Raw genomic sequence first — 25,497 nt, forward strand, 5'->3', positions numbered from 1 at the left:
GCGTGAACCGCATGAGTTTTGAAATCGTAGAGGCTACCATTCCGGAGATTCAGGCTGCGCTTGAAACCGGAGAAATGACGTCCAGACAATTAGTCCTCATGTATTTTAAACGTATCGCCGAGCATGACAAAAGCGGGCTGACGGTCAACTCCATTCTGGAGATCAATCCTGATGCCCTGTTCATTGCCGAATCTCTGGATGTGGAACGCTCGCTGCAAGGCCCCCGGGGGCCGCTGCATGGTATACCTGTCTTAGTGAAGGACAATATCAACACCGGCGATAAAATGCACACCAGTGCAGGCTCGCTGGCTTTGGCGGATTCTTTTGCCGGGGAAGATGCTTATATTGTCACCAAGCTGCGCGAAGCTGGGGCCGTCATTATAGGCAAAGCCAATATGACTGAGTTCGCCAATTTCATGACGAACGGCATGCCGTCCGGGTACAGCTCACGCGGCGGACAAGTGCTGAATCCCTACAATATATCCACGCCGACGGGCGGCTCCAGCGCCGGCTCTGCGGTAGCAGTGGCCTGTAATTTCTGCACAGTGTCCGTGGGTACGGAAACCTCCGGCTCCATTCTGAATCCCGGCAATCTCGGCTCCATCATCGGTATCAAACCGACGGTGGGGATGATCAGCCGTTCCGGCATCCTGCCGCTCTCGAATACACAGGATACTGCCGGACCCATGGCACGCACGGTCCGCGATGCGGTACTGCTGCTGAACGCAATGCTGGGTAAGGATGACAGAGATGCCGCCATGGGGACAAGTGCAGGCCGTCTGCATGAGGATTATACCGTCTTCCTCGACCCGAATGGGCTGCAGGGCGCACGGATTGGAATTCCGCGGGATTATTATTTTGAGGAGTTGACCGATGAGCAGCTGGCATTGTTCAACGCCTCGGTGGACCGGATGCGCGAGCTTGGCGCCACCATCATTGATCCGGCAGAGATCCGGACCGCTCGCGAGATCAGTTATTCCTCCGTCGTGCTGAACGAATTCAAAACCTCGCTGAATGCGTATCTGGCCGCTCTCGGCCCGGGAGCCAGAATGCGCACGCTGAAGGATATTATCGACTTCAATCATGCACATCCTATGGAGACCTTGAAATACGGTCAAGCCACCCTGCTGGATGCTGAGTACACCTCCTCCGGCATGTTCACTGAGCCGCAATATCTGCGCGACCGGGCAACGGATCTCCGGCTCTGCAAGGAGCTTGGCATTGACGCCACGATGAAGGAGCATCAGCTTGACGCACTTCTGTTCCCGGCGGATTTCGGTGCAAGAATCACCTCCAGGGCAGGTTATCCTTCCATCGTTGTGCCTTCCGGCTACACTTCTGCCGGTGCTCCCTTTGGGGTCACCTTCTCGGCGCAGGCTTACCAGGAGCCGGTACTGATCCGGCTGGCATATGCCTACGAGCAGAATTACAAGGTCCGCAAAGCACCTTCCCTGCAAAGCTTCATATAAACAGAAACGATACCGTCCTTCTGAAGGACGGTATCGTTTCTGTGAGAAGAGCCGCTTGTGCTATTCCTCCGCGATGCCCATATGCCGGTTGCCTGCATGTGATAGCCCCCAGGTGCGCAGCTCATAGCTGCGGATTCCCGTGAGAATGTACGGATCGCGCTCTGCGATCCGCTCCGCCATTAACAGAACTCATTTGTCTGTCCTCCTTATTCATAGCCGCGCTGGCTTTCCTCATCCGCAATATTCTGGATTTCCTCGGCATGCATCAGATAGAGGCTATAGTTCCCCTCCTCCTGCAGCTTCTGGACCCGCTCTTTCAAGAATTTGGGACTTCCCTCGGCCGCGTCTTCATCATAGAACAGCAGAATCCCGTCGCTTTTGCGCAGCAGCAGGTCATCTCTGGCCCGGAACTGCCAGCTTCCGTCGTATGGAGCATTGCTGACGGCCCCGTAATAATCAGCCCCGGCAATAATCCGGCGGTATTCTTCCTGCTTCTCCTCTTTCCACTTTTCTTCCGGAGCGGCATGTGCTGTAATAATGCCCAGCTTCAGTCCGGGATACTGCTGCTTCAGCTCCAGCACCACTTCACAGGCCCACAGATCCACCCCGTATTGTCCGGGGGTAATGATCCATTCCACCCCTTCCTCGATCAGAGGGATTAATCTGTTTTTCAGCGCTTTTTTGATATACGGAATCCCCTGATGTTTGCTGTCAAAAATCCCTAGCTCATGCGCGCGGTAGCCTGTTACCAGTAAGGTTGTCATATGCTGCTTCTCTCCTGAACCGTTAATCTTCATATCTCGCTCTATTTCTGCATTATACCATTTTGGGCGTAGAAAAAAGGACGATTCTCCAGGCCTGAAGCCCGGGAAATCGTCCTTTTAGATTACTTGTCTGACAAAATCAGCACGCCACGCCCCGGAACAACGGCCGTGCCGCTGAAGGTCTTGCCTGTCAGCAGATCGGTGCGCTGTACGGAACCGATATCGGCGCTGAGTTCGCCTTCCTTATGGTTCAGCAGGAACAGATAGGACACACCGTCCTTAACGCGTTGTACGGATTCGATGCCTTCCGGTGCACTGACCAGCGGCCGGATCTCTTGTTCAGTACAGAGGTTCGACAAGAACCCTTGCAGGAAAGCCGCATCCGGACTGGTTGCCACATAATAGGCCTTGCCTTCGCCAAAGCGGTTCACGGTCAGGGCCGGCATGCCTTTGTAAAAGTCAGTGCCATACTCCGCGAGCACTTCTGCGCCTTCAGCGTGAATCAGATCGCACAGTAAATCGCATGGATAGGTGCGGTTCAGCGCTCCCCACTCTTTGCTCATCACGATTTCATTGCTCATTCCCGGCAGCAGCGCATCGATCTCCTCAGCCCAGATGCCGAGTACGCTGCGAAGTTCTCCAGGGTAGCCGCCTACGGTAACCAGATCATTCTCATTTACGATTCCGCTGAAATAAGTCGTAACGAATGTGCCGCCTGCCTTCACGAAGGCTTCTACCTTTTCAGCAAACCCCGGCTTAATCATGTACAGTACCGGTGCAATGACAATTTTGTACTTGGAGAGATCCTCTTCAACACCGATCATATCGGCTTCGATATTCTGCTGATACAGGGCATCATAATATTTATGCACTTCGTTCACATAATCCAGGGCTACGGATGGTCCGCTCGACAGATCCAGCGCCCAGCGGTTCTCCCAGTCGTAGATAATGCCTATCTGTGCTGCGCTGCGCGCATCCAGAAGCTGGTCGCCCAGCAGCTCCAGCTCTTTGCCGAGCTCAGCACATTCACGGAATACCCGGGTATGCTCATGTCCCACATGCTCAATGACTGCACCATGATACTTCTCGCAGGCCCCAATGGAACGGCGGAGCTGGAAGAACAGCACAGTATCTGCACCGCGTGCTACTGCCTGATAACTCCACAGACGCATCACGCCCGGACGCTTCAACGAGTTATACGGCTGCCAGTTCTGCTGACTTGGTGTCTGCTCCATCAGCATGAACGGCTGACCATGCTTCAGGCCGCGCATCAGATCATGTGTCATAGCCGTATGGCTCACCGGCGTATCGAGCGACGGGTAGTTGTCCCAAGAGATGACATCCATGTGCTTGGCCCACTCGAAATAATCCAGCTCCGGATAGAAGCCCATCAGGTTCGTGGTGACCGGAACATTGGTGCTGTGCTCCTTGATCGCGTCATATTCCAGCTTGTAGCATTCCAGCAGACTGTAGGACATAAATCTGCGGTAATCGAGCGATATCCCCTGGAAGTTGGTCCGGTTGCCATTCCATTCCTCACTCAGCTCACTTGGCACAACAATTTCTTCCCAGTCATAGAAGGTATGTCCCCAGAAACGGGTATTCCAGGCTTTATTGAGAGCATCCAGCGAGCCATAACGGTTCTTCAGCCAGACTCTGAAAGCGGCTTCGGATTGCTCAGAGTAATCGTAGCCGCCATATTCATTGGAGATATGCCAGGCCACCAGCCCCGGATGATCCTTGTAGCGTTCAGCCAGCTTGCCCGCAAGTTTGGCCGCGAATTTACGGTAGACCGGACTATTCGGATTGGAGTTGTGGCGTCCGCCGAATTTGCGTTTTCTGCCCTGAACATCCACCCGGGTCACTTCAGGATAGCGGTGAGCCATCCAGGCCGGATGCGCACCGGTGCTCGTCGCCAGACAGACATAGGTTCCATTCTTATATAAACGGTCCATCAATTCATCAAGTCCGGAAAAATCATAGGTATCCTCCGACGGCTGAATGAGCGCCCAGGAAAATACATTGATCGTGGCGACATCAATGCCCGCCAGCTTGAACATCCGTTCATCCTCTGCCCATACAGGCGCGTCCCACTGTTCGGGATTGTAATCTCCGCCGTACCAAATCTTCGCCAATTTATCGTTGATCACTTATTGCACATCCTTTATAGTATAAGTATATCCTTATTGTAAACGTTTGCCGTTTCCCTTTAAATATAAAATTACCGCTGTGTCATATAATAATATGGAACCTACAGGAGTGGATCATTGTGCTTGTGGCAGCACCCCGCAGAATTGTGTTTGGCCAGGAGGGAGGCTATCATCTGCCTATTACTCTGGACAGTATGGGTTATAACCCGGACCAGGAGAAGGTATCCCGGCCGGAAGGCTATCACGCCTATCATTGGCTTCAGACTTCGCAGGGCGAAGGACTGATTCATTTCGAGAATAAAAAGCTTACGCTCGCCGAAGGCAGCGGCGTGCTGCTGCTGCCGGGTACCCCGCACCGTTATCAAGCGCTCTCCGCTGAACCTTGGTGCACCTATTATCTGACCTTCGGGGGAAGCTCCGCCCGGAATATTCTCGATTCGCTGGGGATGAACGCCAACTCCTTTTACCGCTGGGAGAGTGAGGCTCCGCTCCCCCTGATGCTGAAGGAAATGCTCGACCGTTATGATGCCGCAGAGGATATGTTCAGCCTGGGTGCCTCCTCTGATGCCTACCGCTTCCTTCTTACGCTAAGCAAATACGGGCAACTGCATAACAATACCGCCATATCCCGCAATGTGGACAAGGTGCAGCCTTTGCTGAAATGGATGGACAGCCATTATGGCGAGCCCGATATTGGTCTCCACGATCTGGCCTTGCAGTCGGGGGTGTCGGGCCGCTATCTCAACAGCCTGTTCCTGCAAACCTTCGGTCTCTCCCCCTATGCCTACTTCGTCCGCCTGCGTATCCGCAAGAGCAAGGAACTGCTGGTCAGCCAGCCGGATCTCACGGTAAAAGCCATCTCGAAGCGGGTCGGCTTCCGCGACGTCAGCCACTTCGTGGCCACCTTCCGCAAGCAGTCCGGAACGACGCCGGATCAATTCCGGCGGCTGTACTAAATGTCTGTTCGTGATCCAGCCCCCCGGCAATAGCCTTGCACACAAACATCAGTTAAACTTTTAGATTATCATGTGGGGTTATGGTCGGAACTACGGGGAATGTTTGGATTTCCTGATTTTATGCCGCTGACCGCGGTCAGACTGCTAGTCTGAAGAGTAAGCCGAAAGCGCTGCTGCTCCCTTGGGTCTCCCGCATGATGGACAAAAGGCGCCATCCCGCGGCCTGCGTCCGGGTGCCCGAATTAGATCAGCTTTCTGTCATCAGAATCTCTACGGCGTACGGCCCAAGCTCAACCGGTCCACTCAGCCTGGTACCGGTAAGAGCGCTGCGGTAATGCTTGTCCAGTCCCACGGTCTGTGCCGTACGGGTGAGATTCAGCAGGAACAGCAGGTCTCCTGCCTCTCCGGTACGCGTAAATGCCTGCACACCGTCCGGCAATCCCGGAAACAGGACCAGCTCTGCATCCAGGGCGATATCATGGAGAAGCTTCAGCCAGTAGTCCTCACCGGCATGAGTCCCGATATAATACACCCTGCCCGATCCGAAGCGGTTCACAGTAACCGCAGGAGCTCCGGCGAAGAAATCGTCTCCATACCAAGCGATGGGCTCGGCCCCCTCCGGCCGCAGAATGTCGCACCACTGACTGCATTCATACAGCATACTCTCACGATCGACAAGCAAATGATTTTCACTTCCGACCGGGTCGTATTCCTCCACCGAAACGCCCGCCGCACGCGAGAAGAATCCCGGCAGCGGCTGCATCACGCAGATGTTGTTCATATTCTTCACGCCGCTGCGGTTCGTGAGAATCACCGTTCCCCCGGCTTCGGCACAGGCCTCCAGTGACTGCGAGGCTTCTTCGTCGTGCAGGTACAGACTGGGGGCAATCACCAGCCTGTACCCCTCAAGCGGCTGACGCCAGTCGATAACATCACAGCTGATGCCAAGCCTGGTCAGCGCACGGTGGTACAGCTTGATGTTCTCATAATAATCCATTCCTTCGGCCTGAGGCTGGATGCGCAACGCCGCCTGCTGCTCATGCGAATACAGGATGGCGGCCCTGCTGACGACCTCAGTCCCCTCCAGCAGCGACGCCAAACCGTTCACCTCCCCGCACAGCTGTGCGAATTCGGCGAACCTCCGCCCGGGCACATTGCTGTGGTCGATCAGCCCATGCCAGAATTGCTCCGCTCCGGCAGCCGCACTGCGCCAGCGGAAATGCACAACCGTATCGGCTCCGCGCGCAATTGCCTGCCAGGCATAAGCCCGGATGAGTCCCGGGTACGGCGTCCGCCACATCGGGAACCAGCACCCCGGAGGGCCGCTAAGCTGCTCCATGATCCAGAAATTCCGGCGTTTGATGCCCCGGGTCAGATCCAGGGAAAGCGCGCCGCTATAAGGCGCAGTCGCCTGCTTCTGCGGTGACGGGTTCGGATAATAATCGAAGGCTGCCACGTCGAGATCCTCAGCCAACCCATGCATGTTGAGCCGTTGCGGATAGCTGTGGAAATTATGCGTAATGAAATGCTCCGGGCAGACCCGGCGCAGAATTTCTACCTGGGAACGCTGGAAGGCAATGCATGATTCCCACTGGAACCGCTGATAGTCCAGCAGAAGTGAAGGATTCTGGTGCGGTGAGCCGCCGTAAGGCACTGTAACCTCAAACCAGTCGCTGTATTCCCCGCTCCAGACCACGGTTCCCCATTCCTGGTTCAGATGCTGGAGCGTGCCGTATTTTGCCCGCACCCAGTCCCGGAAGTCCTTATTGCAGCGGTCGCAGCAGCAGTCCAGCATGCTGAATTCATTATCGGTCTGCCAGCCGATCACGGCCGGATGACTGCTGTAGTGTCCAGCCAGGCGTTCAATAATGCGGCTTCCGAATTTGCGCAGGGAGACACTGTTGTAGCAGCGGTGCCCGCGCACGCCTTCGTGATAAATCCGCCCGTCCGCAAAGACCGGCAGCACATCCGGGTAAGTCCGCGTTACCCAGCGCGGCGGTGTTGCTGTAGGCGTTCCGATCACAACCTGGAGGCCATATTTATGAAACAGGTCTATCGCCCTATCCAGCCAGCCGAACTCGAAATCCCCTTCGCTCGGCTCCAGACGGCTCCAGGCAAACTCTGCCACCCGCACCACTCTGACGCCGCTCTCCTTCATTAGCTTCACATCCGGCTCCCACATGGATTCATCCCAGTGCTCCGGATAATAATCAACACCAACTTGAACGTTTGTATAGCCTTCCCCGGCCATTCCTCCACTCCCTTTCATCCTTTTATTTTAAATCAAATAAAGACGCCCCGCCTCACATCAATGATGAGATAGACGGAGCGCCTTTCGCAAATCCACTTTATCCAACTGCTTATTTGGTCCGTGTCCGGACTCTCTGTTTACTTGATCCGCTTATTTCTTCAGCTTGTCCCAAGCAGCCTGCATACCTTTTTCCCAGCCGGCTTCGTCGGTTTTACCGGCGATCAGCTCTTGGATGACGCTGGCGAATTCTTGAGTTACACCATCAGGGAATTTTGAAGCCTGCAAACCGTATACTTTACCTTCTTTAACATATTTCCATACATCAGAACCAAGCAGACCGATATCTTCAGGTGTTGCTGGAATGGTGGACAGAGCAGGGATGAACTTCCATTTTTTTGTAATATATTCTTTACCCATGTCAGAAGTTACGAGCCAGTTCAGGAAGGTTTTAGCTTCTTCCTTCGATCCGGAATCCTTGTTTACAACCAAGTTGGACGGTACGCCTACAGACAACTTATCGTTCATCGCAGCATCGTCGTTGATTGGCATAGGGAACATACCGATGTTCATGTTAGGCGTGATGTTGTCCACCAGAGTCTGTGCCCAGTTGCCTTCCTGCATCATAGCTGTTTCGCCATTGGCGAACATAGCCAGGTGAGTATTAGCATCTGTTGTCAACGGATTTTTTTGTCCGTATTTTACAGTCAGGTTAAGCAGGTTGCTCCAATCCTTGAATTTCTCGTTGCCCACGATTGTGGAAGTTCCGGCATTCAGGCCCTTGATGAAATCATCCACATTATTCTGCTGTGCAAAAGCTACGCTAATCCCCTGGATACCCAGCAGCCACCATTCCTGATATGCGTTGCCGAAAGGAATAACATTGATCGCCTGCAGCTTCTTAGCGTCTTGTTCCAACTCAGAAATGGTCTTTGGAGTTTCAGTGATGCCCGCTTTTGCAAACAGGTCTTTATTGTATACATAACCGATACCTTCAAGGTTCATTGGCATACCATAGGTTTTGCCGTCTTTGGTCATGGGCTCTGCAGCCAAAGGAATCAGATCCTTCACCCAAGGCTGATCGGACAGATCTTCCAATTTGTCAGCCCACAGTGCCATTTCAGCGTAACCGCCGTTCGAGAAAATATCAGGAGCATCGCCGGAAGCAAATTTAGTCTTCAGGGCTGCCGCATAGTCTGCACCGCCGCCGACCGTTTGGATGTCCAGCTTGATGTTAGGATGTTCTTTCTCGAATTCAACCTTCAGCTCGTTCAGGCCTTCCACGATTTCAGTCTTGAACTGAAAAATTTTAACCGTTTTCACTTCGCCGGATTTGTTGCCAGCGCTTCCATTAGATGCAGTATTGGATGCGGCATTATTTGAATTCCCGCCACAAGCCGCGAGCACTACTGTCATTAGCATTACAGATGACATCAACAATGCAGAACGTTTCTTAATCATTTTATTTCCCCCTTGTATAATTTAACTGATTCCTATGTGGAACGGGGGCCCGGTGTTAACCTTTCACCGAGCCGGCCGCTATTCCCTCAACAATGTACCGCTGCATGAACAGATAGAAGATCACAATTGGAGCAACCCCGATTGTCAGTGCCGGGAGCGCCATATCCCATTGCTTCGTATATTGCCCGAAGAACGAGAAGGTAGCCAGCGGAATGGTCCGCAGTTCAGGTGCCTGAAGAATCAGCGACGGAAGCAGATAGTCATTCCAGATTCCCAGAGCATTCAGAACGATAATGGTCATCAGCATCGGCTTCAGCAGAGGAAGCACAATCCGGAAGAACGCCGATATCGGATTACAGCCATCGACCGTTGCCGCCTCTTCAATTTCAAGAGGTACGGACTTAATGAAGCCGTGGAACAGGAAGATCGCCATCGGAATACTGAGTCCCAGGTTGGAAATAATGAGACCCAGAAAGGAGTTATTCACTCCTAATACATTAACGACCTTTAGGATCGGAATCATAATGGTCTGGAACGGAACGACCATCGCCGCTACGAACAGCAGCAGCAGCACCCGGTTAAACCGGTTATTGGCGCGAACCATGCGGTAAGCAGCCATGGCACTGAACAAAGAGATCAGAACCACACTGATGATGGTGACAATCAGCGAGTTGCGGAAGGCTTCAGAGAAGCGGGCCAACTTCCATGCGCTTGAGTAGTTCGACCACATGAAGTGCTGCGGCCAGCTTGCAGCATCACTCAGGATCTCCCCGAAGGATTTCACCGAGTTCGCCAGCAAGAAATAGAAAGGAGAGAGGAATAGAAGCGCCAAAAGAATCATGATTACTTCAATTCCGATATTCCATCTGCTCTTGGACTTTGCATTCATTAAGCTTCTACCTCCTTGCTCTTCGTCACACGGACCTGAATGACAGTGATGATAGCTACAATCAGGAAGAAGAGCAGCGCTTTGGCCGTGCCCAGACCGTAACGGTTGTTAAGGAAGGCTTCATTATAGATATTCATGGCCACAGACTCGGTCGATTTGAACGGTCCGCCTTTGGTCAGCGACAAGTTCAGGTCGAACATTTTGAAGGACCAGGAAATGGCCAGGAACAAACCGATGGTTACCGCAGGCATAATCAACGGTACGATAATGTTGCGAAGCACCTGCATCCGGGAGGCGCCGTCAATCTCAGCCGCTTCCAGCACTTCTTTGGATACGTTACTGAGTGAAGCGATGTAGATCACCATCAGATAACCGGAAGACTGCCAGATAAACACTAAGACAATTGCCCAGAAGCCCGTAGTTGCATCACCGAGCCATGGAAGGTTAAAGAAGGACCAGCCGGTGACATCGCCCATCGTGGCGAAACCCTTGATAAAGATAAATTGCCATATAAACCCGAGCAACAATCCCCCGATCACATTCGGCATGAAGAAAATGGTACGGAGCATATTGCGTGTTTTTAATGGTTTAGTCAGCAGATAGGCCAGGAAAAAGCCCACTACATTGGTCAAAACAACTCCCAGCACAGTAAATCTTACGGTAAACCAGAAGGATGACCAGAAATCCGGATCATTTGTAAATATCGCTTTAAAGTTATCAATGCCAACCCAGCTTACGTTTCCGGATACGCCGTTCCAGTCCGTGAAGGAATAATACATTCCCATCAGAAATGGAATAATCGTAATCAGGGTAAAAAACAATAATGCCGGACCCACAAAAAAAGCCTGTTGACCAAATTGGGACAACTTCGAACCGCGCATTCATCCGTCCCCCTTTCTTTTACTCACTCACTTGTTTATGATCTAAACATATTATCTATTTTTTGAAGAACCTCTCACACCTACTCAGGTGATCTTTAAGGTGTAAAATATTGATCGGATGTGACAAGAATCGATGAAATGGAACAGTATCCGCACTAAATTGATTGTATTTTTACTCCTTCCAACCCTAATCTGTATCATGGCTACGATGTTTATTAGCTATTCTTACACGACGAAGTCTCTCAGAACCCGCGCGGTGGATGAGAATAAAAACCTGCTATACCAGGGCTACAAAAATATCAGCACCCTGATCCAGGAGGTAAACCGGCTGTCCCTGACGGTCTACTCGGACTCCGACTTCTACAGGCAGCTTGAAGCGGGCTACGATGATATGACGGCCAATATCCGGATTTACTCTTCGCTGAACTATATTTTGACTTCTATTCCTGACATCTTTCAGGTCTATCTATATCGTGTCAAGGATAGCAAAGCCACGCTCGTAGCCCACAACTCCACACCCATGCGCCGGCAGGGGATTCCGCTCTATGATAAATCCCGGATCACGGATTCATCCCCCCTATCCATTCAGAGTACACATATAAGCAACAGCTACGGGCTGAATTCAGTGATTCCGCAGTTGACTCCGGAGCCGGTCTTCACCCTGCATAGAAGGATTGAGAGGGTCCCTTCCACCGATGCGCTCGGCTATCTCTCTATTGATGTGAAGCTGACAGCGTTTACGGACATCATGGACCAGTTGTATGAACGCGATAAAGAAAACATCTATCTGGTGGATGACAGCGGCACGCTCGTATACAGTCATGATGAGGCAACCATGGGTAAACCGCTGCATGCCTCCTGGTATGACAAGCAAATCGCGGCAAACGGGCAGTCTCAGGGTTATTTTGAAGAGGACGGAGCCGTGTTTATCTATCAGAAGATTGAGAGCCCGGGACTGAACTGGACGCTGGTGAAGCAGATTCCGGTCTCTTACCTGTACCGTGAAGCGAACGAAGCCGTCAGAATTAACATCATGCTGCTGGTACTGCTGATGATTATGATTATTGCACTGACGATTCTCATCTCCTTCCGGATTACGGCCCCCATTAAGCAGTTGACAAGGTACATGAATCAGGTGCAGACGGGTAATCTGGAGATCGATATCAGGCCAACCGGAAAGGATGAGATTGGTCTCGTCACCGAACGCTTCCGCAGCATGATGGATACGATCAACAACCTGATTCTGCGCGAATACCGGCTGGAACTATCGAACAAAACCAATGAGCTGAGGGCACTGCAGGCGCAGATTAATCCTCACTTCCTGAACAATACGCTGCAGATTATCGGTACTCTTGCTTTGGAGCTTAAGGTGCCGCAAATCTATGCCCTGCTCTCCGCGCTCGCCAAGATGATGCGCTACAGCATGTACAATGATGAGAAAATTGTTACAGTTCAAAACGAGCTGGATCATGTCAAAGCCTATTTGGAGCTGCAGAAGGAACGTTTTGAAAATAAGTTCACTTTCCGCTACGATATGGAAGAATCGCTCCTGAATGCGCTGATGCCCAAAATGATCCTCCAGCCCATCGTGGAGAATTACTTCAAGCATGGCTTCAATCTCGCCCGTACCGACGGGCTGATCGAACTCACAGCGGCCCGGCTTGCCTCCGGGAAGATGGAAATCATCATCCAAAACAACGGCAGCTCCATTCCTGGAGCGAGGCTGGAAGCTCTGCAGCAGGAGCTTGAGCATCCCAGCCGGCTGGATATTAACTCCCTGAAGGACGCGGACAGCAAAGACAGCACACGGGATGCCCCGGGTGCCCGGATCGGACTGCCCAACGTGCTGGCCCGGCTAAGGCTGGTCTGTGGGGACAGTGCTGTGCTGATGGTGGATAATCATAAGGCAGGCGGAGTGATTGTCAGATTGGAAATTGAAATTGTTGTGGAGAGTGAAGGGATATGAAGGCGCTGATTGTTGACGATGAGGCCAGAGTGCGCAAGGCGGTCAGACTTCTGGTTGACTGGGACGCGCATCAGATCGGGGAAATTCTGGAGGCCGGGAACGGTAACGAAGCTATCCAGCTGATCCGCAAGGAAAAGCCGGCACTTGTCATCATGGATATGATGATGGAGTCGGGTAACGGGATTGAGCTGATGACCTGGGTCAATGAATTTGCCGGGAGTACCAAGTTTATTGTGGTCAGCGGCCATAATGATTTTGACTTTGTCCGCCAAACCGTCCGGCACGGCGGGATTGACTATATTCTCAAACCCATTGAGCCGGAAATGATCAATAACGCTGTATCCAAAGCGGTAGCCGCCTGGCGGACCGAAGAGGAAGAACGAAACCACCGGCAGAAACAAAGTATAAGGCTGAATGAAATCAAGCCCATCTACGGGGAGAAGCTGCTGTCGGCGCTGATCGATGATCCATTGAATGCGGAAGCCACGCTGCGGAGGCTTTTGGATGAGGGAGTGGTCCCGCACCATGCCAGCGTCTCACGGCTGATTCTGGTACAGACTGACCCCGGCAACAATCCGTTGATCAAACGGTTCGGCGGAGACAGTGAGCTGATGTATTATGCCATCGTCAATATCTGCAATGAATTTCTGCAGCAGAGCAAAGGGATTGCGTTCCGCTATTGGGGCGGACCGCCTGAAATCGCAATGATCCTGTGGGATGTTCAGGAATCGGTTGTCGAGCTGGTCAACCGGATCAACCAGGGAATATACCTGACACTGCAGTTCCGCATGCACTTTGGCATCAGCTCAGTAGGAAGCCTGCCTGGAGGCCTGCCCGCAGAACGGGCAGAAGCCGCCGAAGCACTACTCCGGCGGAATCTGTTAAGACATGAAGATTACTGCCATTTCTCCTCGCCCGCTGTTCCTTTGGATACCGGAAACGGGGCGCCGATGCTCTTTGCAGACGTACAGGAAGAATGGAGAATGGCCGTGATCAGCGGCAGTCCTGAAGTGCTGTCAGCCGCAGCAGAGCATTGGACCCACGAGCTCAGCCGCCGGGGTGTGGTTACCCCGGAGATGCTGAATTCCTGGAAAGCCGACGCCCTGCTCTTCCGTTCCCGGCTGGTGCGGGAAGTCCTGGGCGGACAGGCCGATCGTGCACTGGCAGAGCTGGAGCGGGCGGATACCCTCAATCCGGCTCCACTGCCGAGCGGCTACTCCTTTTCTCTGTTCGCCTGGCGCGACTGGTCCTTCGCCATGCTGCAGCAGCTCTCGCAGGAGCTTGCCGCCAGAGCAGTGAAGGAACGTAACCCGATGACGGATATTGTAAAATATATTGAGCAGAACTACCCCTCCGACCTGTCACTGCAGGAGGTAGCCGGTAAATTCTACGTTAGCCGCGAATACATTTCACGCAAATTCAAGCAGGAGTATGGCATCAATTTCTCTGACTTCATCGGCAATGTCAGAATCGACAAAGCCAAGCTTCTGCTGCAGAACCCCAACCTGAAGCTGTCGCAAATCTCGGAAATGGTCGGTTTTCATGATGTCAAATACTTCAGCAAGGTGTTCAAAAAACAGGTGGGCCTCACTCCCAAGGATTACCGGATGCAGAATACCCCCTGATATATTTTTCAATCGGGTTAATCGTCCATACAGAGATTGAGGAAGGTGCATATCATGGGTCTGTAAGATGAAAACGCGGAGGAGGTTATACAATGAGCGGTTGCGGAAATATTGGAGGCCTTGTTACTTCCACTACTACAATCTTGGTGCTGTATATTCTGCTGGTGATTATTCTTAGAACATTTTAATCAGTCATAGGCCCAAAAAAAGAGAGCCTACAAACATGTAGGTTCTCTTTTATATGTCAAGTATATAACAGAGTAATAACAAGCAATTCATACAGCACAAGGGTTAATATCATTTCATCACTGCTGCTTCCAAAAAAAGCACGTTGTCCTCCATGATGCTGTACCTTCAAATAAACCAACCCTCTATCACAGCCCACAATTCTCCCGGTGAACACTTGACCGTCTAATGTTTGTACTCGGACAAACTGATTGGCATGTTGTCTGCATATGCCATGTAAGTGATCTCTAACGGATTTCAGGTTTTGGACATAATGATTGTCAGCTTGATATAACACTTTTTGCTGTGATCCCATTTGGATACCCATAGTAAGCACTACCTTCCTGTAAAAGTAATACATAGTATGCCTAGCGTGCTTTGGGTGTTCTTCTTTCGGAAATCCTTCTAGAGCCTTACTTACTAACTGTTCCTTCATACCATGCCAGAAAAGCATCCGCCACCGCTTTGCCGGCCGTGCCGTTCGGATGCGGGTCGTCACTATTGCTCATGTACTCCGCGCGGACTCTATGGTCCGCCGGAGCCGGCATAGACAGTACGGCCGCGATATCAAATATACGGCTGACTCCCGCAGGCGGCGCGGTAAGAATCTGTGCATTTACACTGCGCCAGGCTTCCTCACGCTCGCCCTCAAAATTAAATGGCGGCACAGTGCTTAGAATAATCTCCACTTCCGGATTGACCTCTCTCAACAAGGAAATGATGTGCGTCAGATCTTCAACCAATTCCCCAGCCGAGCGCTTGCCGATATCGAGATCATTCACGCCCAGCACAATAAGTACTTCATCTCCCTGCTTAGCCTTATTCAGCCAAGAGCCGTTCGTGGCCACATCGTAAGCTCTGCCCCAGCCGGACCCGAGATTCCACAGCCCATACCCGGTTCCAAGCCCTTCCGCTATCCGCGCAGCCCAGTAGGAATATTCGTCCTTAGCCGTCCGCACACCCTGTGTGATGGAATCACCCAGGAATATGAGTCTTTTGGACACTTTTTTCTTGTAGCCGATGTAGCTTGGCAATACCAGAAGATTGTCCGATACACGGAAGGAAGCATTCGATTCCTGTCCGGCGAGATTCCCCGGGGCATCGTAGGCAGAGACCAGGATGCCCTCTACGTTGTAAGGGAAGGTTTTGCCCGGTGCAGCCGTTCTAATCGTCCATGTAAAAGCAAGATAGTGGCCCTCCGGCAGTGTAAGCGAAGCCTCGTCACTCCAGAAAGTCTCCCCCGGGGCCACCTGCTTCGCCGCTGCTCCCGAGAAAGTTACAGGCACCTCAGTGCCTGCCGCGACAGTACCATCCGGCGCAAGCCCTCCGTCGGCAATATAAGCCGCCTCAATGCTCCATTCGCCTCCCGGCTCGCTGCCTCTCGCTTCAAGCCCCATATCCCAGGTTGAATCCACCGCGTTGCTGTGCCAGAATTTCAGGGTCAAGCTTCCATTCTCACGCAACCGGATGTACGTCCGGTAAGTATGCGTGAATGGCTCCTGCGAGTTCATGATATAATTGGCGGCCGTGGACAGCGCCGTGGCTGAGGCGTACTCAGACTGGCTGAATACTCCGCCTTGATTCTCTTGACTGTGCATAGTGAAGTAGCTCCTTCGTTCATACAAATCTGTAAACATTCACAGTATACGGACATTACCGGCATAAAACTAATACGAATCAGCCGATATATAACACAATTCTGATCCCCGGACACCTCCGGCAGATCCCCTCACAGCAAAAACCTCTCTGACTCCATGGAAGCCTTCGCAGCCATGCCGTACAGAGAGGTTGTGTGTCATTCTGCTATTGTGCAGAATCCTTATTCTTATTTCAGCGTGATGGTGAACGATACGGATTTGGCTCCGGCGTTCACTTTCACTGTTGTATCGTCCGCTTGCTCTGCTCCGTCTACGGAAGCGATAGCGCCCAGGTCTTTCACAGCCAGCGTGAATGCCTTGCCGCTTCCTTCTGCCGTAACGGTAACCTTGCTGCCCTTACGTTCAGCCTTCACGGTCAGCTCAGGCGCACCATTCATATCACGAACAGTTGCAGTCGTTGCTGTTCCGTCTTCCAGTGCATACAGGCCGAATTTCACGCCATCGGCAAAATCATAATCCGGGCGGGTATCTACACTGCCTGTAGCCAGCAGTGAGTTCTGACGGACAAACAGCGGCAGGCTGAAGAAATCATGTTTTTCTTTACGCCATGATCCGCCTTGAACCGTTTCACCGTTAAGCAGATGTGTCCAGCGTCCAGCCGGCAGATAGTATTTCACTTCGCCGTTTTCCTGGAAGATTGGAGCCACCAGCAGCTTATCGCCGAGCATATATTGACGGTCAAGCACTTCACAGGTTGGATCTTCAGGGAACTCCATCACCATCGCACGCATCGAAGCCCAGCCCTGCTCATGTGCCTGTCCGGCGATATCATACAGGTAAGGCATCAGGCTGCATTTGAGCTTGGTGAAGAAGCGGGTAACATCCACAGCTTCGTCATCGTACGCCCAAGGCACGCGGTACGAGGTGCTGCCGTGCAGACGGCTATGGCTGGAGAGCAGGCCGAAGGCCAGCCAGCGTTTGAACACATGCGCCGGAGCCGTATTTTCGAACCCGCCGATATCATGACTCCAGAAACCGAAGCCGGACAAGCCCAGGGACAAACCGCCGCGAAGGCTCTCTGCCATCGACTCATAATCCGCGTAGCAGTCGCCGCCCCAGTGAACCGGGAACTGCTGTCCGCCGGCCGTTGCCGAACGGGCAAATACAGCAGCTTCATGTTTGCCAAGCTTCTCTTCCAGTACTTCAAAGACCACTTTGTTGTACATTTGAGTGTAATAGTTATGCATTTTCTGCGGGTCAGAGCCGTCGAAGTACACCACATCGGTAGGAATGCGTTCGCCGAAGTCAGTCTTGAAGCTGTCTACACCCATATCCACCAGGCCACGCAGGTAGCCGGCATACCATTCACAAGCTGCAGGGTTCGTAAAGTCTACAAGTCCCATGCCCGCTTGCCACAGGTCTGTCTGATACACGTCGCCGTTTGCTTTTTTGATCAGATAGCCGTTTTTCTTGCCTTCTTCAAACAGCGGTGAACGCTGTCCGATATAGGAGTTGATCCACACACAGATTTTCAGGCCTTTGTCCTTCAGGCGTTTCAGCATGCCGACAGGGTCCGGGAATACGCGCGGGTCCCACTGGAAATCCGTCCATTGGTATTCACGCATCCAGAAGCAGTCAAAGTGGAAAACATGCAGCGGCAGATCGCGTTCAGCCATACCTTCAACGAAGGAATTAACGGTCGCTTCATCGTAGTCGGTTGTGAATGAAGTGGTCAGCCACAGGCCGAAGGTCCACGCTGGCGGAAGCGCTGGCTTGCCGGTTAGCGAGGTGTATTTGGTGATGACTTCTTTAATGGAAGGCCCTTCGATGATGAAGTATTCCAGGCTTTCGCCGGCTACACTGAACTGGGCTTTTTTCACTTTTTCTGAAGCGATTTCATACGATACCAGTTCGGGATGGTTAACAAACACACCATAGCCTTTGCTTGTAACATAGAAAGGAATGTTTTTATAGGCCTGCTCAGAGCTGGTGCCGCCATCCTTGTTCCAGAGGTCAACCACCTGTCCGTTTTTGACAAAAGAGGTAAAGCGCTCGCCCAGACCATAGACGAATTCGCCTACGCCGATATCCAGCTCTTCACGCATGAACGTGTTGCCGTCCTGATCGGTAATGTAAGCCATCGATTTGTAACCGCTGCCGGTAATGCGCTCGTCGCCCCGGTAGAAGTCTACGGACCAATGCGTCCCTTTGTTGATTACAACACGAAGTCCGCCGCTGATCAGCACAGTCTGTGCTTCGGTTTCTTCGATTTGTACGTGATCGCCGGTTCCCTTCGTCAATTCAAAGGCTGGACCGCGGTCCAATACGCCATCATTGTGAATGATTTTGATGCCTACCACGCCTGGAAGCGGGGAATGGAATTTCACAGTCAAGAGTGTGGAATTCAGGGTTGCTGCACGTCCTGTAATCGGAGTCGTCTGCGTGACAGCAGTCAAACCTTCAGCCGTTTTTTCCACTACATAGTTCTGAACTGCACCATTGATGTTGATTCCGTCACGAACCAGCCAGAGGCCGTCTGTAAATTTCATGTGGTACTTGCCACCCTTCAATTTGGTGTTTATAGTTGCATTATAACGATAATAATTAGACAAAACTAATATAATATAGCTTATTTATAACATTATTCTGATGTTTCATTGAAAAGGAGGCCCATAATGGACCGCACCTCGCAGCGTCTGCTCAAAGAAGACCGTGTTCATGGGGATGTAATGTTTCCACTCGCCGCCTATTGGATCGAGCTTCCTGCCGGAACCCCTGTCCTGGATACGCACTGGCATGAGGAAGCCGAGTTCTTCCTGCTGCTGGAGGGAGAGATTATGTTCCAGGTCGATACCGATTATTTCCCGCTCCGTCCAGGTGAAGCTGTGTTCATTGAATCCGGTGATGTCCATGCGGCATATGCGCTAAAAGATATCCCCTGCCGCTTCTGCGCACTGGTCTTCCACCCCGATCTGCTGGCCAGCGCTCAATATGATACCATTCAGCAGACGGTGATTCTGCCGCTTCTGGAGAAACGTCAGAGTTTCCCCCGCCATATTAAACCCGCTCTCCCCTGGCAGCAGGAGCTGCTGCGCCATCTGGAGCGCATGATGGAGGCATATGATCATAAAGTGCCCGGATTCGAGTCCTTTATGAAAGGAACTTTGCTGATCATGCTCTCCCAAATCGCCATAGAGGGCCGTTCGGTGAACCACAGCCAGTCAGAGAGCGCCGATACCACCAAGATCAACCGGCTCAAAAAGGTTATTCTCTATATTCAGGACAACTACCAGGAACCGATCCGTACCCGTGATCTTTCGGAGCTGATTCCGATGAGTGAAGGCCAATTCTGCCGCTTCTTCAAGGCCATGACCCGTAAAACACCGGTCGATTATATCAACTCCTACCGCATCCGCCAGGCCGCAGACCTGCTGCAGCAGACGGAACGTAAAATCTCCGACATCGCCCTGGAGGTTGGCTTCGACAACGTCAGCTATTTCATCAAAGTGTTCCGCAAGGCGATGAAATGCTCTCCTTCGGAATTCCGCAAAGGACAGGGGCAAGTCTCCGCGCAGGGGCAACTATATCCTTAAGCTCAGAGCCCCTAAGTGGAAAAAGTAGAACTAATTCTGCCGAATTTGCTCTGTTATGAGAATTTAGTGGAAAAAGTAAACTTAATTCCGCAATAACATCCCTTTCAGGCTGCCACTAGCTGAATTAAGTATACTAATTCCAATATAAGCCTCACCTAGCATAATCCAGGCACCAGGAAGTGGAGAAAATCCCACGAATCCGGTGCCCAACTATTACTCGTCGACCGAAGTGGCAACCCTAATCTTTGTACAAAACTAAATTGTCCCGTCTCTCTTGCGGAAAGGCAGCTGGAAATCTACCCTTCCTTCCGAATCACAATAAAGCAAGTGCTGTCCGGCAGCGGCACCCCGTGGCCTTCCTCATCCATAATGACCACACGGTCCTTCAGCGCATCCGTATAGCCCTCCTGTAAATAGTGGCGGAAAACCTCAAGCTTCGCCCGTTCCCCCAAGGTCTGCTGAATAAAGGCCTTATACCGGGTCGGAGTGAAATAACCGAACTGCTCCTGAACCTCATGGATATAAGCTTCTTCTCCCCAGGTATAGGTGTACAGAAACTCCATGGCATCGTTCACCGGCATCAGCACCTCTTGCTCATCTACGTGCTCAACTTGAATGTCCCGTCCGGCAAAATCCTTGGCATACCGCGCCAGCGCCGCCATCCCGCCAGCCTCCAGAAAACGCACCCGGCGCCGCTGATTCACCGGCTCGCTCATAATGCCGTCGCGGATAATAATCACGCCGCCGTCTGCCAACACCTCAAAGCTACTCACCAGTGCCGCAGCCACGGTCTCATGATTGAACTTCCGCCCATTAAACGGCACATAGGAATACAGCTCATGCAGAATGGAGGAGAAAATAACAGTATCCACCGTACCCGGCTCCACAAAGTCCTTAAGGTTCAGCGCATCGCCCTGCAGCACTTCCCAGCGCCGGCCCTCCCGCTGCTTCTTCTGGCGCAGCGCTTCGACAACATTGCTGGAGATATCAATGCCCACCGGTATCACGCCAGGCATCCGCTCTTCGATCAGATCCAGCAGCACCCCGCCGCCAGGGCCTATGTCCAGCACCTTCCGGCCGGTGACATACTCCAGAATGACCGTTTTATAGTCTGCCGTCTCATTCATTTGGCTTAAATACGTATCCTCGTTATGGAACCGGTCAAAGGCATCACGGCGCAGCTCAAACAAATCGAACAACATCAGCACAGCCCGTTCGTACAGTGCCGACTTCTCCGCTTCGGTGCAGAACTCAATCAGCTTCTCCGCTGCCGGCGAGAACTCGAAATGGAAGAACAGCGTGTCCGGCAAATACTCCTCCCGCCGCAGCCGGTGAATCAGATGCGGATTGCCCGGAGAGGCAGAACCATTCAGAATCTCCTCCCAGGCCAGCCCGGATAAGTACTTTTCAATGATCCGTTTCTTGTATACATTAATCTTCTTGGCACCTTTGTAGTCATAATAAATGCTGTTCATAACCGCCTCGTAGCTGATATGGTTCAGACCGGTCAGCTTACTGCCGCAGGCAGTGAGAGCCACAACCTTGAGAAACTGCTCCAGCGAAAAGGTCTGCAGCGCCGATTCCACATACCAGAACGTAATCGGCTGCATCAGCTCCAGAACATCGGGATTGAAGCCCTCCTGCACCAGGCTGCTCCACTCGGTATCATAATCCTCGCCGGCTGCAATTGCCCCCGCACGCATTCTCCGCAAACGCTCTTTCATCGGTACCCCGGCATGCAGCAGATCCCCGGACGAAATCACGGCGATCAGCTCCATCACCTCGGTCCGCACCTCCTGCCACAGCTCCGGGGATACCGCGGAAATTATGCAGTGATTCAGTGCGAACAGCAGGCGCTCCAGCTCATCAGCGGTCAGCAGCCCTTCCTCTACCATCGACGCCAGCGGACGGTTGACGGATGGCGGCACCTCGCCGCGAATCTGCTGCCCGATGAGGCCATGTGTTTCAATCAGCCGATGCACAATCTCTTGCTTCGCTGCTTCGGTACCCCCCGCCTCCATCCCACGAACAGTCTGCAGACCATATTCCTCCGCCCCAACTGCCTCTATATGCCTCAAATATAGCTGAGCAGAGCCGATATTGTGCACAAAAATATTAATCCTTTCCGCCTGCCACAGCTGGCGCTGGCGCAATGTCCCGCCCTTTGCCGTCTCTGACCAGACCAATGTCTCTTCGGCCAACTCCTTGATCCAATACGACAACGCCAGACTATCCAGCAGACGCAGGCTCCGCTCCACGTAATCCAGCACCGGGTTTATGTATTCCAGTTCATGCAGAGAGTCTACGCGTTCCATGTTGACAATCGTTTCTTCCGCTTGAACGATATATTCCAGCCAGGGGAAGCCTCCGCCGTACAACTGTCCGGTTTCCCGGTATTCTTCAATGGCTCGCAGGGATTTCAGCATGCTAATTCCTCCTAAGTATGTATAAGTCAAATATTTTTCGAGAATGTCTATACAAACCGTGTGGGGATGTAAGGAGCGGCATTGCTGCATTAATTGTAACGGGAAAGAAGACTAATGCGAAATTTGAAAAGAGTTCAGCCAATAACCACTGGTTGAACTCTTGACACAAAAGAGAAAAACAATATATTCGATTAGAGACATAAAGCATAAATAGAAGCAGGTTTATTGCAGAGAGACGATTGCAGCTAATCGTTTGCTAATCTATTAATTGAATAAATATGACCTTTTGTTAATCGAATATTTTCTACAATAACCTTCGTAGTCAGCCATTTCATACGATTTTTCATTTCATCTGTTATCGCCCTGAATACGGCAGTTTCATTATGGAATTTACCCTCTAGAAATAAAATAACTTTAATGTCTACCGTTCTTGATTTTAGGCGGTTAAAGTAAGGAGAAAGAACTTCATTACTATTTTTATACGCACCAACCAGACATGCAATTGAATCACGTACTTTTCTCGATACCTCAAGTGCTAAGCTTTGTTCTGAATTTGCAATAAGTCTGTTCTTATTTTCAATTTCATATCCGCTAAAATTTTTAACTTCAATGAAATATACAGTTTTATCATCGAATACTATAAAGTCCACGCCTTTAGAACCTTGGAGAGTAATAAAGTGATTCACATAAAAATTTGTTTCATCGAATTTAACTGGAAAAAGACCCTCTTTAAATTGAAAACTAAGATTACTCTCTTCTAATTTAAGTATGGTCATAGAATAGTTCCTGCTCCCTATTATATAAATCCATAAATTCTTGCTGTATTGGATTGTGCAATAAATCTGAAATGAGTTTTTGCGATTCAAAATTAATGTTGCCTTCCTCTGGATACAAGGTAATAAATCGAATATCAAGATTATTCTCGTTATTATATTGGGCAAACAGAGAAAGTTCCTGTTGAAGAAAATAGCTGTGCGTTGTAATGAATATCTGAACACCCATTTGAGCAAGTGCTACTAACATTTCTTTGAGAGCAGGAATCATTTTGGGGTTAATATTCGACTCCGGCTCATCCCAAAAAAGAATAGTATTTTCGTCCAACGTTTCATTGGAAATAAGCTGTAATAAAGTGGAAATCTTGCGATATCCCTCAGCTAGAAGACCCATTTCAATGTTACCTAATCCTTTAGTCTTTAAATAGAACTTTTGACTTTCTAGTGTAACCTTCCCGTCAATTATCTTTTCCAAGGTTTTAATTAATTTTTTTTGGTTAGAATTTAAAGGGCCTTTTCTCGTAGGAAGTAACAAGAGCTTGCTAAGATCGTAATAGGTTTCTTCAAACGCAATATGATAATTTTCGTACAACGCAGAGAAGTTTTCAGTAGATGAGATAATTTCTTTAGCTGGTATGTAGACAAAGCGAGGCCAATTCTCTATAGGTTGGTAACCTTCAAGTTTAATGTTTTTGACGGCTAAATTTGAAAAGGATAGCTTTATATCATGATCTTTATCAAAGGTAATTTTGCATATAGCTGTTCCTCTTCCTCTATTTCTTTTTACCAGTCTACCAATCTTTCTTTCATCTGGTCGAAAGACACCAAGGAATTTAGAAGTGATCATTTCACTAATTCGCTCAACTGAGATAGGATCAAGCAAATCATTAACTTCGTTTATTGTTTTTCCATAGCTGTATAGTGCCTTCATAATGTTGGTCTTGCCCACACTAGTTTCTCCACTTATTATATTAATATGCCTAGCAAAGGGAATAGTGATATCTGAAAACAACGTAAAATCGGTAAATTCAATTTCTGTAATACTTCGATTATCTGGCATATCAAGCCCCCCATTAAATTAATTGTATACCTCTAGTGTTTCCAACATTAATTGTTATTAAGCAAGACATGTAGATGAATTCTGTTATATTATAAACCAAAAAATGAGAGTTTGCATTCATTCAGGGCGTTAGTTATGTGCTATTTCAACACGGATAGAGCTAACAATTGCCCTTTATGGTATCACCTACAAACTTAATACTATCCAAAAAAACAGCGGCAATCCGGGACTGATTCTCTCGTCCATGGCTGCCGCTGTTTTTATGATTAGAGATTTAGAGCAATCTCTTATTTGGACTCCTTCATAAATTCCCTGAAGTCCTGAACGATTTCTTTGGATTGGGTATGGTGCAGATAATGTTCCCCTTCGAGTGTGATCATTTTTCCATGTACAGAATCTTTGATTTGCCCTTCATGCAGGGAGATCCATCCTTCAACGTCTGTATTATTCGCTTGTACAAAAAGAAGAAGGGGAAGATTCTTAGGGAATGCCAAAGCTTTCGCTGCATTAAAATTAGAAGAAATATGTTCCATTTCATTCATCACAGTAGCATTATTCGAGTGTATATTCGAAATCAGTCTCATTTGTTCTTTCGTTTGATCATCAAATGGCAGTCTGGCATAAGGGTCACCGCTTATTTTCTGCACCAGTCTCATGAGACCCGATTTGTCGAGAAATTCGAACGTTTTTACCGGTAATTCCTTATCCATACCACCTTGCGTGGGAACACTGCTGTCGATCCCGACAAATGCATTCACTTCGTCTGGATATTTGTTCACATAATCCAGCCCGTAAATGCCCGCAATGGAATGCCCCATCAGCGTATAACGCTCAATATGAAGCTGCTGCAAAGCTTCATGAATCTCACTTACAATATTCTCTGTGGTTCGTTCTTTATCCGTTCCATCACTTAATCCATATCCAAACGGCTCAATCACAACTACCTTGTAGAAGGGTGACAGCTCATCTACCAGCAGCTTAAAATCAAGTGCCGGCGCTGCTGTCCCATAACCGGGCAGCAGTACCACGGTTTCTTCACCTTTGCCTTGAATCAATACATTCATCTTTTTCCCGTCTACAGGGACTAACTGGCCATAGGACTGGATCCTACCTTGCTCCGACTTGTTGCTAATCAGATTGACAATAAAAACAATGGCTAAAAAAAGGACTACGGCTATCATTAATCCTGCTAATGATTTCAGCATAATCCTAAGCGTTTTTTTCATTCTCGTATCCTTCCCCGTTTTCGCTGCCTCTCTTTGTTTCACTCGTATCTTCTCCTGTCCTCATCGGTGATTCCGGTTGTCTTAACGATCCGTTAAGGTAAGCTTAACCAACGAAGATGTACTCCCCGTGACGACAATATGAACGGAGTATGAACAAGCAAGTAGAAACGGCTTCGCCGTCCTTTTT

19 protein-coding genes are annotated in these 25,497 nt (G+C 50.4%); 6 read left to right on the forward strand and 13 right to left on the reverse strand.

Going from position 1 to position 25,497, the window contains the following annotated elements; genetic code table 11:
• Positions 1-11 precede the first annotated feature (11 nt).
• Positions 12-1,469 (forward strand): amidase family protein, encoded by a 1,458-nt coding sequence (locus tag A3844_RS18175; RefSeq protein ID WP_074108130.1) that lies wholly within the window; start codon positions 12-14, stop codon positions 1,467-1,469.
• 206 nt (positions 1,470-1,675) lie between these two features.
• Here the strand turns inward: A3844_RS18175 and A3844_RS18180 are convergent, their stop codons facing one another.
• Both A3844_RS18180 and A3844_RS18185 read right to left on the reverse strand, forming a co-directional pair.
• Complete coding sequence (locus A3844_RS18180) at positions 1,676-2,233, reverse strand: SLOG family protein (protein ID WP_074082846.1); 558 nt, start codon at positions 2,231-2,233, stop codon at positions 1,676-1,678.
• 122 nt (positions 2,234-2,355) lie between these two features.
• The gene (locus tag A3844_RS18185) at positions 2,356-4,383 is read right to left on the reverse strand and encodes a beta-galactosidase (RefSeq protein WP_074100196.1); all 2,028 of its coding nucleotides are present in this window, start codon (positions 4,381-4,383) and stop codon (positions 2,356-2,358) included.
• Between the two features lie 119 nt (positions 4,384-4,502).
• Between A3844_RS18185 and A3844_RS18190 the strand changes: the two genes are divergently transcribed.
• Complete coding sequence (locus A3844_RS18190) at positions 4,503-5,339, forward strand: AraC family transcriptional regulator (RefSeq protein ID WP_083606917.1); 837 nt, start codon at positions 4,503-4,505, stop codon at positions 5,337-5,339.
• Positions 5,340-5,586: 247 nt separating this feature from the next.
• Here the strand turns inward: A3844_RS18190 and A3844_RS18195 are convergent, their stop codons facing one another.
• The 4 genes from A3844_RS18195 to A3844_RS18210 form a co-directional block, all read right to left on the reverse strand.
• Positions 5,587-7,590 (reverse strand): beta-galactosidase, encoded by a 2,004-nt coding sequence (locus tag A3844_RS18195; RefSeq protein WP_074108131.1) that lies wholly within the window; start codon positions 7,588-7,590, stop codon positions 5,587-5,589.
• 150 nt (positions 7,591-7,740) lie between these two features.
• The gene (locus A3844_RS18200; RefSeq protein WP_074082841.1) at positions 7,741-9,048 is read right to left on the reverse strand and encodes an ABC transporter substrate-binding protein; all 1,308 of its coding nucleotides are present in this window, start codon (positions 9,046-9,048) and stop codon (positions 7,741-7,743) included.
• 55 nt (positions 9,049-9,103) lie between these two features.
• Positions 9,104-9,937 (reverse strand): carbohydrate ABC transporter permease, encoded by an 834-nt coding sequence (locus A3844_RS18205; protein WP_074082838.1) that lies wholly within the window; start codon positions 9,935-9,937, stop codon positions 9,104-9,106.
• Complete coding sequence (locus A3844_RS18210) at positions 9,937-10,818, reverse strand: carbohydrate ABC transporter permease (protein ID WP_074082835.1); 882 nt, start codon at positions 10,816-10,818, stop codon at positions 9,937-9,939. The genes A3844_RS18205 and A3844_RS18210 overlap by 1 nt, the downstream gene beginning before the upstream one ends.
• 133 nt (positions 10,819-10,951) lie before the next feature.
• Between A3844_RS18210 and A3844_RS18215 the strand changes: the two genes are divergently transcribed.
• The 3 genes from A3844_RS18215 to A3844_RS33475 all read left to right on the forward strand — a co-directional run bounded on the left by A3844_RS18215 (position 10,952) and on the right by A3844_RS33475 (position 14,597).
• Positions 10,952-12,784 carry a sensor histidine kinase gene (locus A3844_RS18215; protein WP_074108132.1) on the forward strand — a complete coding sequence of 611 codons (1,833 nt, stop codon included), beginning with the start codon at positions 10,952-10,954 and terminating at the stop codon, positions 12,782-12,784.
• Complete coding sequence (locus tag A3844_RS18220; RefSeq protein ID WP_074108133.1) at positions 12,781-14,409, forward strand: response regulator; 1,629 nt, start codon at positions 12,781-12,783, stop codon at positions 14,407-14,409. Before A3844_RS18215 ends, A3844_RS18220 begins: the two co-directional genes overlap by 4 nt.
• A gap of 92 nt (positions 14,410-14,501) precedes the next feature.
• On the forward strand, positions 14,502-14,597 hold the full coding sequence (locus tag A3844_RS33475; RefSeq protein WP_218619217.1) for a YjcZ family sporulation protein: 96 nt from the start codon (positions 14,502-14,504) through the stop codon (positions 14,595-14,597).
• A 56-nt stretch (positions 14,598-14,653) separates the two neighbouring features.
• On the opposite strand, the gene A3844_RS18225 is transcribed toward A3844_RS33475, so the two are convergent.
• The 3 genes from A3844_RS18225 to yicI all read right to left on the reverse strand — a co-directional run bounded on the left by A3844_RS18225 (position 14,654) and on the right by yicI (position 18,781).
• Positions 14,654-14,962, reverse strand: a complete 309-nt coding sequence (locus tag A3844_RS18225; protein ID WP_074083311.1) for a hypothetical protein — start codon at positions 14,960-14,962, stop codon at positions 14,654-14,656.
• Positions 14,963-15,047: 85 nt separating this feature from the next.
• Positions 15,048-16,232, reverse strand: coding sequence for an SGNH/GDSL hydrolase family protein (locus A3844_RS18230; protein ID WP_074108134.1), 1,185 nt, complete (start codon positions 16,230-16,232; stop codon positions 15,048-15,050).
• 227 nt (positions 16,233-16,459) lie between these two features.
• Positions 16,460-18,781 (reverse strand): alpha-xylosidase, encoded by a 2,322-nt coding sequence (gene yicI, locus A3844_RS18235; RefSeq protein ID WP_074108135.1) that lies wholly within the window; start codon positions 18,779-18,781, stop codon positions 16,460-16,462.
• 126 nt (positions 18,782-18,907) lie between these two features.
• On the opposite strand from yicI, the gene A3844_RS18240 reads away from it, so the two are divergent.
• The gene (locus A3844_RS18240) at positions 18,908-19,825 is read left to right on the forward strand and encodes an AraC family transcriptional regulator (protein ID WP_074108136.1); all 918 of its coding nucleotides are present in this window, start codon (positions 18,908-18,910) and stop codon (positions 19,823-19,825) included.
• 296 nt (positions 19,826-20,121) lie between these two features.
• Here the strand turns inward: A3844_RS18240 and A3844_RS18245 are convergent, their stop codons facing one another.
• From A3844_RS18245 to A3844_RS18260, 4 genes are all read right to left on the reverse strand, one after another.
• Positions 20,122-22,251, reverse strand: coding sequence for a class I SAM-dependent methyltransferase (locus A3844_RS18245; RefSeq protein WP_074108137.1), 2,130 nt, complete (start codon positions 22,249-22,251; stop codon positions 20,122-20,124).
• A 245-nt stretch (positions 22,252-22,496) separates the two neighbouring features.
• Complete coding sequence (locus tag A3844_RS18250) at positions 22,497-23,027, reverse strand: DUF6661 family protein (RefSeq protein WP_074082822.1); 531 nt, start codon at positions 23,025-23,027, stop codon at positions 22,497-22,499.
• Entirely contained in the window at positions 23,014-24,084 is a 1,071-nt protein-coding gene (locus tag A3844_RS18255) for an AAA family ATPase (RefSeq protein ID WP_074082820.1), read from the reverse strand. Before A3844_RS18255 ends, A3844_RS18250 begins: the two co-directional genes overlap by 14 nt.
• Positions 24,085-24,371: 287 nt before the next feature.
• On the reverse strand, positions 24,372-25,352 hold the full coding sequence (locus A3844_RS18260; protein WP_425270610.1) for an alpha/beta hydrolase: 981 nt from the start codon (positions 25,350-25,352) through the stop codon (positions 24,372-24,374).
• Between the last annotated feature and the right edge of the window lie 145 nt (positions 25,353-25,497).

This window comes from Paenibacillus helianthi, assembly GCF_001909055.1.
In the GTDB taxonomy this organism is placed as follows: domain Bacteria; phylum Bacillota; class Bacilli; order Paenibacillales; family Paenibacillaceae; genus Paenibacillus_AQ; species Paenibacillus_AQ helianthi.